Source organism: Pseudomonas sp. PI1 (genome assembly GCF_000812405.1).
GTDB classification, from domain to species: domain Bacteria; phylum Pseudomonadota; class Gammaproteobacteria; order Pseudomonadales; family Pseudomonadaceae; genus Pseudomonas; species Pseudomonas citronellolis.
The window spans coordinates 38,447-54,806 of the sequence record NZ_JWMC01000105.1 but is presented as its reverse complement, the minus strand read 5'-3'; the positions used below and the strand labels follow the sequence as shown (position 1 = coordinate 54,806).

Here is a 16,360-nt window from a genome sequence, read left to right as displayed (position 1 = left end):
GAGGCCGAACGTTACCGACGACGGCAGGAGCGAATACGCGAGATCAACCTGCGTCAGGGGCAGCTGTTAATAGCATGAGGCGTGCCGGACAGTAGTGCGCGTTCGCGGGAATGACGGGGTGAGATAGGTGTTTCAGGATAACTCTGGATTCTCCCTTCGCTGAGGACAGCCCCCTCTCCCTTCAGGGAGAGGGTTGGGGAGAGGGCGCTCTTGAAGCCAGCGCCTACGCCACCGGCAAACCCCGTTCGCGAGCAAGCTCGCTCCTACAGTCATGATGGCATCGGTGTATCGGCCAACGGCGTATAACCGCGAACGGTTATACGCCCTACGAACCTGCCGGCTGACACTGCGTTATCCACCCACGCCGAACAGCCCCCTCTCCCTCCGGGAGAGGGCTGGGGTGAGGGCAACGAACTCCACCAACACTCCGCTACCAAAACCTGTAACTCCGCTCCCCCTCCCTAACCCTCCCCCGCAAGCGGGAGAGGGGACTGTTCGGTGTGATGCTCAACCACGAACCCGCCTGAAATAGCCAATGGGCAACGGCGCATAACCGCGAACGGTTATGCGCCCTACGTTCTGGCGCGCTACCGCCGGATGCTCCGGGCCGGCCCCTCAGGACGGATGAGGCTGCGCCACGCCAACCGGCCGCTCGTCCGCCACCATGACGCGGTTGCGGCCGGCCTGCTTGGCCTGGTAGAGCAGGGCGTCGGCGGTCGCGAGCACCGCGCCGACGTCCGTCCGTCCCTCGCTGCTGAAGGCCACGCCCAGCGACAGGGTCACCCGCCCCACCTGCGGGAAGTCCGTGCGTTCCGTCGTCAGGCGGATGCGTTCGGCGACTTCCGCCGCCACGCCGAGCGAGGTGGCCGGCAGCAGCAGGATGAACTCCTCGCCGCCGGCGCGGCACGGCAGGTCGCCGCTGCGCGAGTTGCATCGCAGCACCTCGGCGAAGGCCTGCAGCACCTGGTCGCCGGCGGCATGGCCGAAGCTGTCGTTGACCTGCTTGAAATGGTCGATGTCCATGCTGATCACCGCGAAGGGCTCGCCGCGCGCCACCCAGCTCGCCAGGGTCGCCTCCAGCGCGCGTCGGTTCGCCAGGCCGGTCAGCGGGTCGCTCTGGGCCTGGCGGTTGAGCTGGCCGATGCGCTCCTGGGTCATCTGCCCGCCGATGATCAGCGCCCGACGGATGCGCCAGGCCTCGAAGTACCAGGCGCGCACCCCCTCGATGCGCTCGGTGTTGTCCAGCTGCGCCGCGTAGTCGGCCAGCCGGCGCAGGGGATGGCTGATCCGCGCGGCTATCCACCACAGCAGCGGGAAGCCGAGCAGGATCATCGGCACTATCCCCGCCAGCACCTGCAGCATCAGCGCGCGCACGGCGCCGAGGGTGACGCTCAGCGGCTGCTGCGAGACCACGCCCCAGCCGCTGTCCGGCACCGCCGCGTAGCCGGCGAGCATCTCCAGGCCCTCGTGATTGGTAACCTGCATGGCGCCGCTTTCGCCGCGCAGCGCGGCGTCCACCGCGGCGTTGACGCCGATCGTCTGGCCGATGCGCTCGCGCTCGGGGTGGTAGAGCAACTGGCGCTGCTCGTCCACCAGGTAGACGAAGGAGGTGTCCTTCTGGAAGTGCCGGCTGACGATGTGGTTCAGCGAATTGGCGCGGTTCAGATAGATGGTCCCGCCGACCAGGCCGAGGTAGTCGCCGCGGGCGTTCCACACCGGATGGGAGACAAACACCACCCGCTCGCCGGACTGCGAATGGAAGGCCGGGCTGATCATCGCCTGGCGCATTTCCAGGGGGCGCTTGGAGAGGATCTTGCGGCCATTGGCGCTGAGCCATTGGGGCAGGGCGCTGAGGATCCGCCCGGTCGCGTCGACGATGACCACTGTATTGAAGCTGCCGTCCTGGCGGGCCAGGCGTTCCACCTCGGCGCCGCGGACCGCCGCATCGGCGAAATCACGCCCGAGGACAGTCGCGCTATAGGCCAGGCGGTCCAGGGACGAGGCGAGGCTCTGGTTGATGCTCAGCGCAACCTTGGCCGCATAGGCCCGGTTGTGTTCCAGCGCACTGAGGACCAGCGTCTCCCGCTGGATCCGGTAGGTGGCGAACAGGTCGTTGGCCAGGGTCGCGATGGCCGCCAGGGAGGCGAACAGAAGGATCAAGGTGCGCAGGTTGAGCCTGGGCATGGGCCCCAAGGACATGGTGGATTCCGTCGATACTGTGGAGATCGCCGCGCCATCCACCCGGCCGGACATGCCTGGCGCGAGCGCGCTTTCGAGGGGCTCGACGCCGTGGCTGGAGGCGGGTGGATGGCAGACGCCAGGGCGCCATTATGGACAAGGCCGGGCGCCGCGCCGGGGGTATTGGCGGAGATTCAGGGGCGGGGGCTGTAAAGCAGGAAGATTCCGTCGGGAATATGGGACAGGTCGGTGGCGGCTGCCCCTTGCCCCGGCGATGCATGGCATCCGGCACCGGGGCGCAAGGGGCTTCAGGCGCGGCGGGCGGGCTGTTCGTCCTTGGCCACGCTGGCGCAGCAATGCAGCAGGGCATCGCGGATCATGAAGTTGACCAGGGTCGGGGAAACCCCCAACTCGCGGGCGATCTCCTTCTGCTGCACGCCGTGCAGGCGGTACATCTCGAAGGCGTAGCGAGTGCGCTCGGGCAGCTGGCTCAGGGCCTCGTCGATCTGTTCGAGGGTGTCGAAGTTGATGTGCAGGGTTTCCGGCGTGGCGCCGTAGGCCGCCTCGGCCTCCATCAGCTCCTGCGGCGCGCCGGTGTGGCGCTGCTCCAGCGCCTGCTTGCGGTAGTGGTCGATGGCCAGGTTGCGCACCACCTGGAACAGGTAGCTCATCTGCGCCTTCAGCGGAATGGAGGCGCCGGAGGCGTTCTGCAGGCGGAAGAAGGTGTCCTGCACCACGTCCTCGGCATGGGAACGGCAGCCGAGGAAGCGCGAGGCGAACTTGACCAGGATGGAACGATTCTCGATGAAGGTCGCGACCAACGGGGAGGCATAACGGGAGGTGGGCAGTTCATCCAGCATGAGAATCACCTAGCGGCAGTGTGGGTGGGCAAATCGCTAGTCAGGTACGCATCCAGCGAGCCGAGCCGGAAAGTATTTGAAATGAGAATCATTGTCAACAATTGTAAATGAATGTTCTTGCTGGCCGGAAAGCCCCGTGCAGACTGGCTTTGTGCCATCCGGGCGGGCTCGCCGGCCTAGCTGAGAACACTAATTATTTCGAATGATCGTCCGTACACCTCTGAGAGAACCGGCTGAAGGCCCAAGTGGGACTTTTCCGGTCGATGACCAGTCGCGGTTGCACTCAGCAGGAAATCCAAATGGACGCGTTCGAACATCCCTCCTCAATGGCCCAGGCCCTGCGCCAGCGTGCCGGCACCCAACCCGATCGGCTGGCCTTGCGCTTCCTGGCCGAAGACGGCGCCGGCGACCTGGTGCTCAGCTATGCCGAGCTGGACCGCCGCGCCCGCTGCATCGCCGCCGCCCTGCAGGCCCGGGCTGGGCAGGGCGAGCGCGCGGTGCTGCTGTTCCCCAGCGGCCCGGACTACGTCGCCGCCTTCTTCGGCTGCCTGTACGCCGGCATGGTCGCGGTGCCCGCCTACCCGCCGGAGTCGGCGCGCCGCCACCACCAGGAACGCCTGCTGTCGATCATCGACGACTGCGCGCCGCGCCTGGTGCTGACCCAGGCCGAACTGCGCGGGGCGTTGCTGGAAGGCTGCCCGGCGCTGTCCGGCGCCGCCGCGCCGCAGCTGCTGTGCGTCGACGAACTGGACCTGGCCGGCGCCGAGGCCTGGGTGGAAACCGAGGTCCGCCCCGAACACATCGCCTTCCTGCAGTACACCTCCGGCTCCACCGCGCTGCCCAAGGGCGTGCAGGTCAGCCACGGCAACCTGGTGGCCAACGAGCGGCTGATCCGCGGCGGCTTCGGCATCGGCGCCGACGATGTGATCGTCAGCTGGCTGCCGCTGTACCACGACATGGGCCTGATCGGCGGCCTGCTGCAGCCGGTCTACAGCGGCGTGCCCTGCGTGCTGATGTCGCCGCGCTACTTCCTCGAACGCCCGCTGCGCTGGCTGGAGGCCATCAGCCAGCACGGCGGCACCGTCAGCGGCGGGCCGGACTTCGCCTACCGCCTGTGCACCGAGCGCGTCAGCGAGTCGGCCCTGGCAGGCCTGGACCTGAGCCGTTGGCGGGTGGCTTTCTCCGGCTCCGAGCCGATCCGCCAGGACAGCCTGGATAATTTCGCCGCCAAGTTCGCCGCCAGCCGCTTCGAGGCCTCCAGCTTCTTCGCCTGCTACGGCCTGGCCGAGGCTACCCTGTTCGTCAGCGGCGGCCAGCGCGGCCAGGGCATCGCCGCCCTGGGCGTGGACGAGGCGGCCCTGGCGCAGAACCGCATCGAAGCCGGCAGCGACAGCGTGCTCATGTGCTGCGGCCGCAGCCAGCCGGAACATGCGGTGATGATCGTCGACGCCAGCGATGGCGCCGTCCTGGGCGAGAACCGGGTGGGCGAAATCTGGGCCGCCGGGCCGAGCATCGCCCACGGCTACTGGCGCAATCCCGAGGCCACGGCCAAGGCCTTCGTCGAGCGCGACGGCCGCACCTGGCTGCGCACCGGCGACCTGGGCTGCCTGCGCGACGGCGAGCTGTACGTCACCGGGCGCCTGAAAGACGTGCTTATCATCCGCGGCCACAACCTCTACCCGCAGGACATCGAGCGCGCCGTGGAAACCGAGGTGGACGCCGTGCGCAAGGGCCGCGTGGCCGCCTTTGCCGTGCAGGTCGATGGCGAGGAGGGCATCGGCATCGCCGCCGAGGTCGGCCGAGCGCTGCAGAAGCGCATCCCGGCCGATACCCTGATCGACGCGATCCGCCAGGCGGTGGCCGAGGCCTGCCAGGAAGCGCCCAAGGTGGTGGCGCTGCTCAACCCCGGCGCGCTGCCGCGCACCTCCAGCGGCAAGCTGCAACGCTCGGCCTGCCGCACGCGCCTGGCCGACGGCAGCCTGGACGCCTACGCCGTCTACCCCGGCCTGGCACCCCGGGCCGAAGCCGCGCCGGAGCAAGGCGCCGATGCCTTGCAGGCACGCATCGCCGAACTCTGGCGCGAGCACCTGGGCGTCGAGCGCGTCGGCGCGGACGACAACTTCTTCCTGCTGGGCGGCAACTCCATCGCCGCCGCCCAGGCCATGGCCGCGCTGCGCGAGGCTTTGGGCGTCAACCTGAACCTGCGCCTGCTGTTCGAGGCGCCGAGCCTGGCCGCCTTCAGCGCCGCCGTGGCTGCTCGCCTGGCCGATGGCGCCGCGGCGGAAGCGCCCATGGCCCAGCTGCCGCGCGGCGGCGACCTGCCGCAATCCGCGGCCCAGCGCCGCCTGTGGCTGAACTGGCAGATCGAGCCCCGCGGCTGCGCCTACAACATCCCCGGCGGCCTGCTGCTGCGTGGCGAACTGGATGAAGACGCGGTGTACGACAGCTTCGCCCGCCTGGTGCAGCGCCACGAATCGCTGCGCACGCGCTTCCTCGAACGCGACGGCCAGGTGCTGCAACGCATCGAGCCGCGCGGCGAGTTCCATTGGCAGGTGCTGCAACTGGACGCCAGCGAAGCCGAACGGCGCCGCGAGGCCGAGGCCCGCGAGCCCTTCGACCTGGAGAAGGGCCCGCTGCTGCGGGTGAGCCTGGTACGCCTGGACGACGACCTGCACCAGCTGTGGGTGACCCTGCACCACATCGTGGCCGACGGCTGGTCGCTGAACCTGCTGCTGGACGAATTCGCCCGCCTGTACGCCGAGGCCCTGGGCGGCCAGGCCGCCGAGCTGGCGCCGCTGCCGGTCGGCTATGCCGAGTTCGCCAGCTGGCAGCGCCAGTGGCTGGAAGCGGGCGAGGGCGCCCGCCAACTGGCCTACTGGCGCGAACAGCTGGGCGAGGATGCCTCGGTGCTGGAACTGCCCACCGACCACCCGCGCGGCAACGCCGCCTCGCCGGCGGCGCGCCTGAGCCTGCGCCTGGACGACAAGCTCGGCCAGGCCCTGCGCGAAGCGGCCCAGGCCAACCAGGCCAGCGTCTTCATGTGGCTGCTGGCGGCCTTCCAGGCCCTGCTGCACCGCCACAGCGGGCAGGCCGACATCCGCGTCGGCGTGCCCAGCGCCAACCGCCAGCGCCAGGAAGTCCAGGGGCTGGTCGGCTTCTTCATCAACACCCTGATGCTGCGCGCCACGCCCGCCCCGCGGCAGGCCTTCGGCCAACTGCTGGCCCAGGTGCGCGAAGCCACCCTGGGCGCCCAGGAACACCAGGACCTGCCTTTCGACAGCCTGCTGGAAGCCCTGCCGGGCCACGGCGGCCAGCCGTTCCAGGTGCTGTTCAACCACCAGCAGCGCGACCTTTCCGCCCTGCGCCGGCTGCCTGGCCTGCTGGCCGAGGAACTGCCCTGGCACAGCCGCGAGGCCAAGTTCGACCTGCAATTGCAGACCGAGGAAGACGCCCGCGGCCGTCTGCGCCTGAACTTCGACTACGCCGCCGAGCTGTTCGACGCCGCCAGCATCCAGCGCCTGGCCGACCAGTACGTGGCGCTGCTGCGCCAGGTGGTGGCACAACCGCAACTGTGCCTGGGCGACATCGCCCTGGCGACGGACGCGGAACTGGCGCGCCTGGAACAGTGGGGCAGCGCGCCCTGCGAGCCGGCGCGCAGCTGGCTGCCGGAACAACTGGAACGCGAATTGCCGGCCCATGCCGAACGCGTGGCGCTGCAATGGGACGGCGGTGAACTCAGCCACGCCGAACTGCACGCCCAGGCCAACCGCCTGGCCCACTACCTGCGCGACAAAGGCGTGGGCCCCGACGTGCCGGTGGCCATCTGCGCCGAACGCTCGCCGCAGCTGCTGGTGGGCCTGCTGGCCATCCTCAAGGCCGGCGGCGCCTACGTGCCGCTGGATGCGGACTATCCCGCAGAACGCCTGGCCTACATGCTCGACGACTGCGGCGCCAGCCTGCTGCTGACCCAGTCCCACCTGCTGGAGCGCCTGCCGAGCCTGGAGGGCGTCGCCACCCTGTGCTTCGACGGCCTCAAGCTGGACGGCTGGCCGAGCGGCGCGCCGGGCCTGCACCTGCACGGCGACAACCTGGCCTACGTCATCTACACCTCCGGCTCCACCGGCCAGCCCAAGGGCGTGGGCAACACCCACGCGGCCCTGGCCGAGCGCCTGCAATGGATGCAGGCCACCTACGCGCTGCAGGCCGACGACGTGCTGATGCAGAAGGCCCCGGTGAGCTTCGACGTCTCGGTATGGGAATGCTTCTGGCCGCTGCTGGCGGGCTGCCGCCTGGTGCTGGCCGGCCCCGGCGAGCACCGCGACCCGGCGCGCATCGCCCAACTGGTGCGGCAGTTCGGCGTGACCACGCTGCACTTCGTGCCGCCGCTGCTGCAACTGTTCATCGACGAGCCGGGCGTGGAGGAGTGCAGCAGCCTGCGCCGCCTGTTCTCCGGCGGCGAGGCGCTGCCGACGCAACTGCGCGACCGGGTGCTGCAACGCCTGCCCGGCGTGGCCCTGCACAACCGCTACGGCCCGACGGAAACCGCGATCAACGTCACCCACTGGCACTGCTCGCTGGAGGATGGCGCGCGCTCGCCCATCGGCCGGCCGCTGGGCAACGTCATCTGCCGCGTCCTCGACAGCGAACTCAACCCGCTGCCGCCGGGCGCCGCCGGCGAGCTGTGCATCGGCGGCGCCGGCCTGGCCCGCGGCTACCTGGGCCGCCCGGGGCTGAGCGCCGAACGCTTCGTCGCCGACCCGCTGGGCGCGCCCGGCGCGCGCCTGTACCGCACCGGCGACCGCGCGCGCTGGAGCGAACAGGGCGTGCTGGAATACCTCGGCCGCCAGGACCGCCAGGTGAAGCTGCGCGGCTTCCGCATCGAGCTGGACGAAATCCGCGCGCGCCTGCTGGCCCAGCCCGGCGTGGCCCAGGCCGTGGTGCTGATCCGCCAGGCCGGCAATCTCGGCAGCCAACTGCTGGGCTACTACACCGCGACCGCCGACGCGCCCGCCGAGGCCGAACACGGCCAGGCCCTGCGCACCGCATTGCAGGCCGCATTGCCGGAATACATGGTCCCGGCGCAGCTCATGCGCCTGGACAGCATGCCCCTGGGCCCCAGCGGCAAGCTGGACCTCAAGGCCCTGCCCGAATCGAGCGGGCAGCAGCGCGAGCACGTCGCCCCGCGCGACGAAGTGGAGCAGCGCCTGGCCGCCATCTGGAGCGAAGTGCTGGGCCTGCCGCAAGTGGGCCTGGACGACGACTTCTTCGAGCTGGGCGGCCACTCGCTGCTGGCCACCCGGATCGTCTCCCGCGCGCGCCAGGCCTTCGCCATCGAACTGCCGCTGCGCGAGCTGTTCGACGCCAGCCGCCTGGGCGCCTTCGCCGAGCGGGTGCGCCAGCTGCGCGCCGCCGGCAGCCGCGACAGCCAGGGCGCGATCCGCCCGGTGGACCGCAGCCAGCGCGTGCCGCTGTCCTACTCGCAGCAGCGCATGTGGTTCCTCTGGCAACTGGAGCCGGACAGCCCGGCCTACAACGTCGGCGGCATGGCGCGGCTGCGCGGCGCGCTGGATGTGGACTGCTTCGAGCGCGCCCTGCAGGCCCTGGTGCAGCGCCACGAGACCCTGCGCACCCGCTTCCCCAGCGTCGACGGCGTGCCGCACCAGCAGGTGCAGGCGGACAGCGAGCTGCGCATGCAGCGCCTGGACTTCTCCCACCTCGACACCGACGCCCGCCAGCAGGCCCTGCAGCAACTGGCCGACGACGAGGCGCACAAGCCCTTCGACCTCGAACAGGGCCCGCTGCTGCGGGTGTACATGGTCCGCCTGGCCGAGGACGAGCACTACCTGGTGGTGACCCTCCACCACATCGTCACCGAAGGCTGGGCCATGGACATCTTCGCCCGCGAGCTGAGCGCGCTCTACGAAGCCTTCCTGGCTGGCAGCGAATCGCCCCTGGCGCCGCTGCCGGTGCAATACCTGGACTACAGCCTGTGGCAGCGCGACTGGCTGGAGGCCGGCGAACGCCAGCGCCAGCTGGACTACTGGACCGCCCAGCTGGGCGACGAGCACCCGGTGCTGGAGCTGCCTGGCGACCGCCCGCGGCCGCCCGTGCAGAGCCACCGCGGCGACCTCTACCGCTTCGACCTGGCGCCGCAGCTGGCCGAGCGGGTACGCCGCTTCAATGCCGGCAACGGCCTGACCCAGTTCATGACCATGACCGCCGCCCTGGCCGTGCTGCTGTACCGCTACAGCGGCCAGCAGGACCTGCGCATCGGCGCGCCGGTGGCCAACCGCATCCGCCCGGAGAGCGAAGGGCTGATCGGCGCCTTCCTCAACACCCAGGTGCTGCGCTGCCGCCTCGACGGGCAGATGAGCGTGGCCGGGCTGCTGGAGCAGGTGCGGCAGACGGTGATCGACGGCCAGTCGCACCAGGACCTGCCCTTCGACCACCTGGTGGAGGCCCTGCAGCCGCTGCGCAGCGCCGCCTACAACCCGCTGTTCCAGGTGATGTGCAACGTCCAGCGCTGGGAGTTCCAGCAGACCCGCCAGTTGGCCGGGATGACAGTGGAGTACTGCGTCAACGACGCCCGCGCCACCAAGTTCGACCTCAACCTGGAAGTCACCGACCTCGACCAGCGCCTGGGCTGTTGCCTGACCTACAGCCGCGACCTCTTCGACGAGCCGCGCATCGCCCGCATGGCGCGCCACTGGCAGAACCTGCTGGCGGCGATGATCGCCGACCCGCAACAGCGCCTGGGTGAGCTGCCGATGCTGGATGCCGGCGAGCAGGACGCGCTGCTGACTTGCCGCGGGCCGCAACTGAGCGACACCCTGCACGGCCTGTTCGCCGCCCAGGCCGCGGCCACGCCGCAGGCCCCGGCGCTGACCTTCGCTGGCCAGACCCTCGGCTACGCCGAGCTGGACGCCCGCGCCAACCGCCTGGCGCGCCTGCTGCGCGAACGCGGCGTGGGCCCGGAAGTGCGCGTCGGCCTGGCCCTGGAACGCTCGCTGGAAATGGTCGTCGGCCTGCTGGCGATCCTCAAGGCCGGCGGCGCCTACGTGCCGCTGGACCCGGAATACCCGCTGGAACGCCTGCACTACATGATCGAGGACAGCGGCGTGCGCCTGCTGCTCGGCCAGCCGGCGCTGTTCGAGGCCCTGGGCGCGCTGCCCGAAGGCGTCGGCCGCTGCTGCCCGGCGCAGGAGGACGCGGCCCTGGCGGCGCTGGACGACGGCCCGCTGCCGGCCTTCGCCCAGCCGCAGCACCTGGCCTACCTGATCTACACCTCCGGCTCCACCGGCAAGCCCAAGGGCGTGGCGGTGTGCCACGGCGAGATCGCCATGCACTGCCGCGCGGTGATCGAGCGCTTCGGCATGCGCGCCGACGACTGCGAGCTGCACTTCTATTCCATCAACTTCGACGCCGCCAGCGAACGCCTGCTGACGCCGCTGCTGTGCGGCGCCCACGTGGTGCTGCGGGCCCAGGGCCAGTGGGGTGCCGAGGACATCTGCCAGCTGATCGCCGAGCACCGGGTGAGCATCCTCGGCTTCACCCCCAGCTACGGCAGCCAGCTGGCCCAGTGGCTGCAGACCCAGGGCCGGCAACTGCCGGTGCGCCTGTGCATCACCGGCGGCGAGGCGCTGACCGCCGAGCACCTGCAACGCATCCGCCAGGCCTTCGCGCCGCGCTACTTCTTCAACGCCTACGGCCCCACCGAGACGGTGGTCATGCCCCTGGCGGCCCTGGCCCCGGAGCAGGTGGAAGCCGGCGCCGGCGTGCCCATCGGCAGCCTGGTGGGCGAGCGCAGCGCCTGCCTCCTCGACGCCGACCTGGCCCTGGTGCCCCAGGGCGCCGGCGGCGAGCTGTACGTCGGCGGCGCCGGCCTGGCCCGCGGCTACCACGAACGCCCGGCGCTGACCGCCGAACGCTTCGTGCCCGACCCCTTCGGCGTGCCCGGCGGGCGCCTGTACCGCACCGGCGACCGCGTGCGCCAGCGCGCCGACGGCCAGGTGGAATACCTCGGGCGCATCGACCAGCAGGTGAAGATCCGCGGCTTCCGCATCGAACTGGGCGAGATCGAGGCGCGCCTGCAGGAACACCCGCAGGTGCGCGAGGCGGCCGTGCTGGCCACCGACGGGCCGAGCGGCAAGCAACTGGTGGGCTACGTGGGCTGTGCCGAGGCGGGTGCCGACGAGGCGGCCCAGGCCGACCTGCGCGAGGCGCTCAAGGCGCACCTCAAGCAGCAACTGCCGGACTACATGGTGCCGGCGCACCTGGTGCTGCTGGAGGGCCTGCCGCTGACCGCCAACGGCAAGCTCGACCGCCGCGCGCTGCCGGCGCCGGACGCCAGCCTCGGCCAGCGCGCCTACGAGGCCCCGCGCAGCGAGCTGGAACGCCAGCTGGCGGCTGTCTGGGGCGAGGTGCTGAACCTCGCCCAGGTCGGCCTGGACGACAACTTCTTCGAACTGGGCGGCGACTCCATCCTCTCCATCCAGGTGGTCAGCCGCGCCCGCCAGCAGGGCATCCAGTTCAGCCCGCGCGACCTGTTCCAGCACCAGAGCGTGCGCAGCCTGGCCGGTGTCGCCCGCAGCGCCGGCGCCAGCCTCGCCGAGCAGGGCGAAGTGCAGGGCGAGAGTGCGCTGACGCCGATCCAGCAGTGGTTCTTCGAACTGCCCCTGGAGAACCGTGCGCACTGGAACCAGTCGCTGCTGCTGGAGCCGCGCCAGGCGCTGGACGCCGAGCTGCTGCGCCAGGCCCTGCTGCAACTGGTCAAGCACCACGACGCCCTGCGCCTGACGTTCCGCCAGGAAGGCGGCCGCTGGCACGCCGAACACCGGGCTGCGGACGATGGCGCCTGGCTGCTCTGGCAGGCGCAGGTGGCGAGCTTCGACGACTGCGCCGAAGTGTTCGAGCGCGCCCAGCGCAGCCTGGCCCTGGACGGCCCGCTGCTGCGCGCGGTGCTGGTGGACGGCCCCGGCGCCCAGCGCCTGCTGCTGGCGATCCACCACCTGGTGGTGGACGGCGTGTCCTGGCGCGTGCTGCTGGAAGACCTGCAGCAGGTTTATCGCCAACTCGCCGCCGGCGAAGCGCCGCAACTGCCGGCCAAGACCAGCGCCTTCCGCGACTGGACCGCGCGCCTGCAGGCCTACGCCGGCAGCGAGCCGCTGCGCGAGGAACTGCACTGGTGGCGCGGCCAGCTGGACGGCGCCCCCGGCGCCTGGTTCTGCGACAACCCGCAAGGCCGCAACGACGAGGCCCTGGCCCGCAGCCTGAGCCTGCGCCTGGACCGCGAGCACACCCGCCAGCTGCTGCAGCAGGCCCCGGCGGCCTACCGCACCCAGGTCAACGACCTGCTGCTGACCGCCCTGGCCCGGGTGCTCTGCCGCGTCAGCGGCGAGGCCTCGGTGCTGGTGCAATTGGAAGGCCACGGCCGCGAGGCGCTGTTCGACGACATCGACCTCAGCCGCACGGTCGGCTGGTTCACCAGCGCCTTTCCGCTGCGCCTGGCGCCCGCCGGCGAGCCGGGCGAGGAAGGGCTGGCGGCTTCGATCAAGGCGATCAAGGAACAGCTGCACGCCGTGCCGCACAAGGGCCTGGGCCACGGCGTGCTGCGCCACCTGGGCGACGAGGCCGGGCGCCGCGCCCTGGCCGAGCTGCCGCAGCCGCGCATCACCTTCAACTACCTGGGCCAGTTCGACCAGAGCTTCACCGAGGACGCCCTGTTCCATCCGCTGGACGAGCCCACCGGGGCCATCCACGACGCCGCCGCGCCGCTGCCCAACGAGCTGAGCGTGGACGGCCAGGTCTACGGCGGCGAACTGGTGCTGCGCTGGACCTACAGCGCCGAGCGCTACGAGGAGCAGACCATCGCCGAGCTGGCCAACGCCTACCGCGACGAACTGCAGGCGCTGATCGCCCACTGCCTGGACGACGATGCCGGCGGCCTGACGCCTTCCGACTTCCCCCTGGCGCGCCTGAGCCAGGCGCAGCTGGACGCCCTGGCGGTGCCGGCGGCGCAGATCGACGACATCTACCCGCTGACGCCCATGCAGGAGGGCCTGCTGCTGCACACCCTGCTGGAGCCGGGCACCGGCATCTACTACATGCAGGACCGCTACCGCATCGACAGCGAGCTGGACCGCGAACGCTTCGCCGCCGCCTGGCAGGCCGTGGTGGCGCGCCACGAGGCGCTGCGCGCGTCCTTCTCGTGGAACGCCGGCGAGGCCATGCTGCAGGTGATCCACAAACCCGGCCGGCTGCGCATCGAGTTCCTCGACTGGAGCGAACTGCCCGCCGACGGCCACGAGGAACGCCTGCAGGCCCTGCACAAGCAGGAGCGCGAAGCCGGCTTCGACCTGCTCAACGAGCCGCCCTTCCACCTGCGCCTGATCCGCCTGGGCGCGGCGCGCTACTGGTTCATGATGAGCAACCACCACATCCTCATCGACGCCTGGTGCCGCGGCCTGCTGATGAGCGACTTCTTCGAGATCTACGCCGCCCTGGGCGAGGGCCGCGCGCCGCAACTGCCGGCCGCGCCGCGCTACCGCGACTACATCGCCTGGCTGCAGCGCCAGGACCTGGAGCACTCGCGCCGCTGGTGGCAGCAGAACCTGAACGGCTTCGAGCGCGCCACCTACATCCCCAGCGACCGGCCGATCCTCCACGAGCGCGCCGGGGAAAGCGGCGGGATGATCGTCGGCGACCGCTACACCCGCCTGGACGCCGCCGACGGCGCGCGCCTGCGCGAACTGGCGCAGCGCTACCAGCTCACCGTCAACACCTTCGCCCAGGCGGCCTGGGCCCTGGTGCTGCGGCGCTACAGCGGCGAGCGCGACCTGCTGTTCGGCGTCACCGTGGCCGGGCGTCCGGTGGGCCTGCCGCAGATGCAGCGCACCGTGGGGCTGTTCATCAACAGCATCCCGCTGCGCGTGCAACTGCCGGCGCCCGGCGCGCGCCTGTCGGTGCGCGACTGGCTGACCGGGCTGTTCGAACGCAACCTGGAATTGCGCGAGCACGAGCACCTGCCGCTGGTGACCATCCAGGAAGCCAGCGAACTGCCCAAGGGCCAGCCGCTGTTCGACAGCCTCTTCGTGTTCGAGAACGCCCCGGTGGAAGTGGCGGTGCTGGACCGCGCGCAGAGCCTGAAGGCCAGCTCCGATTCCGGGCGCACCCACACCAACTTCCCGCTCACCGTGGTCTGCTACCCCGGCGACGACCTGGGCCTGCACCTGTCCTACGACCAGCGCTACTTCGAGGCGCCGACCATCGAGCGCCTGCTCGGCGAGTTCAAGCGCCTGCTGCTGGCCCTGGCCGACGGCTTCCATGGCGACGTGGCCGAGTTGCCGCTGCTGGGGGCCGAGGAACGGCGCTTCCTGCTGGAAGACTGCAACCGCAGCGAGCACGCCTACCCGCTGGAGCAGGGCTACGTGCGCCTGTTCGAAGCGCGGGTGGCCGCGCACCCGCAGCGCATCGCCGCCAGTTGCCTGGACCAGCAGTGGAGCTACGCCGAGCTGAACCGCCGCGCCAACCGCCTGGGCCACGCGCTGCTGGCCGCCGGCGTCGGCTTCGACCAGCCGGTGGCCCTGCTCGGCGAGCGCGGCCTGGACCTGCTGGGCATGATCGTCGGCAGCTTCAAGGCCGGCGCCGGCTACCTGCCGCTGGACCCGGCGCATCCGACGCAGCGCCTGACGCGCATCCTCGAAGTCAGCCACACGCCGGTGCTGGTGTGCAGCGCCGCCTGCCACGAACAGGCCCTGGCGCTGCTCGCCGAACTGGGCTGCGGCAGCCGCCCGCGCCTGCTGGTGTGGGACGAGGTGCAGCACGGCGTAGCCGCCGAGCACGATCCGCAGCGCTACAGCGGGCCGCGCAACCTGGCCTACGTGATCTACACCTCCGGCTCCACCGGCCTGCCCAAGGGCGTGATGGTGGAGCAGGCCGGGATGCTCAACAACCAGTTGAGCAAGGTGCCGTATCTGGCGCTCGGCGAGGCCGACGTGATCGCCCAGACCGCCTCGCAGAGCTTCGACATCTCGGTCTGGCAGTTCCTCGCCGCGCCGCTGTTCGGCGGCCGCGTGGCCATAGTGCCGAACGCCATCGCCCAGGACCCGCAGGCCCTGCTGGAACACGTGGTGGAGCAGGGCGTGAGCGTGCTGGAAAGCGTGCCCTCGCTGATCCAGGGCATGCTCGCCGAGGAACACAAGGCGCTGCCCGGCCTGCGCTGGATGCTGCCCACCGGCGAGGCCATGCCGCCGGAACTGGCGCGGCACTGGCTGCAGCGCTACCCGCAGGTGGGCCTGGTCAACGCCTACGGCCCGGCGGAGTGCTCGGACGACGTGGCCTTCTTCCGCGTCGACGCGGCCTCCACCGAGGCCACCTACCTGCCCATCGGCAGCCCCACCGACAACAACCAGCTGTACCTGCTGGATGCCGAAGGCGACTTCGAGCTGGTGCCGCTGGGCGCGGTGGGTGAGCTGTGCGTGGCCGGCACCGGCGTCGGCCGCGGCTACGTCGGCGACCCGCTGCGCACGGCCCAGGCCTTCGTCCCGCATCCCTTCGGGGTGCCGGGCGAGCGCCTGTACCGCACCGGCGACCTGGCGCGGCGCCGCGCCGACGGCGTGCTGGAGTACGTCGGGCGCGTCGACCACCAGGTGAAGATCCGCGGCTTCCGCATCGAGCTGGGCGAGATCGAGGCGCGTCTGCACGAGCTGCCGGATGTGCGCGAGGCCGCCGTGGCGGTGCAGGAAAGCGCCGCCGGCAAGTACCTGGTCGGCTACCTGGTGCCCGCTGCGACGGTAGTAGAGGAGGGCGCCTGGCTCGAACAGGTGCGCCAGCACCTGCGCGCCGACCTGCCCGACTACATGGTGCCGCTGCACTGGCAGGTGCTGGCGCGCATGCCGCTCAACGCCAACGGCAAGCTCGACCGCAAGGCCCTGCCGGCGCTGGACATCGGCCAGGCCCTGGCGCACGCCTACCAGGCGCCGCGCACCGAGCTGGAGGCCACCCTGGCGCAGATCTGGGCCGAGGTGCTCAAGGTCGAGCGCGTCGGCGTGCTGGACAACTTCTTCGAACTGGGCGGGCACTCGCTGCTGGCCACGCAGATCGCCTCGCGGGTACAGAAGGCCCTGCAACGCAACGTGCCGCTGCGGGCCATGTTCGAGTGCAGCACGGTGGAGGAACTGGCCAGCTACATCGAGGCCCAGGCCGCCAGCGCCATCGACGAGCGCAAGGCGGCGCGCCTGGACGACCTGATGTCGCAGCTGGAAATGCTCTAGCTCGGCACCTCCCGCGGGGCCGTCGAGGCTCCGCGGGGGTATTGCGAAACA

Annotated in this window: 3 protein-coding genes; 1 reads left to right on the top strand and 2 read right to left on the bottom strand. The window is 70.9% G+C overall.

Annotated elements, in window-relative coordinates; all coding sequences use genetic code 11:
- Window positions 1–615: 615 nt before the first annotated feature.
- The gene (locus RN02_RS31620) at window positions 616–2,199 is read right to left on the bottom strand and encodes a GGDEF domain-containing protein (RefSeq protein WP_052267982.1); all 1,584 of its coding nucleotides are present in this window, start codon (window positions 2,197–2,199) and stop codon (window positions 616–618) included.
- A 287-nt stretch (window positions 2,200–2,486) separates the two neighbouring features.
- Window positions 2,487–3,038, bottom strand: coding sequence for an RNA polymerase factor sigma-70 (locus tag RN02_RS31615; RefSeq protein WP_043272766.1), 552 nt, complete (start codon window positions 3,036–3,038; stop codon window positions 2,487–2,489).
- 263 nt (window positions 3,039–3,301) lie between these two features.
- On the opposite strand from RN02_RS31615, the gene RN02_RS31610 reads away from it, so the two are divergent.
- Entirely contained in the window at window positions 3,302–16,309 is a 13,008-nt protein-coding gene (locus RN02_RS31610) for a non-ribosomal peptide synthase/polyketide synthase (RefSeq protein ID WP_442965430.1), read from the top strand.
- Window positions 16,310–16,360 lie beyond the last annotated feature (51 nt).

What these genes read in the sequence shown, in the direction of transcription:
- RN02_RS31610 (WP_442965430.1), top strand. Translation starts at nt 3,302, where the DNA reads ATGACCAGTCGCGGTTGCACTCAGCAGGAAATCCAAATGGACGCGTTC.
- RN02_RS31615 (WP_043272766.1), bottom strand. Translation starts at nt 3,038, where the DNA reads ATGCTGGATGAACTGCCCACCTCCCGTTATGCCTCCCCGTTGGTCGCG.
- RN02_RS31620 (WP_052267982.1), bottom strand. Translation starts at nt 2,199, where the DNA reads ATGTCCTTGGGGCCCATGCCCAGGCTCAACCTGCGCACCTTGATCCTT.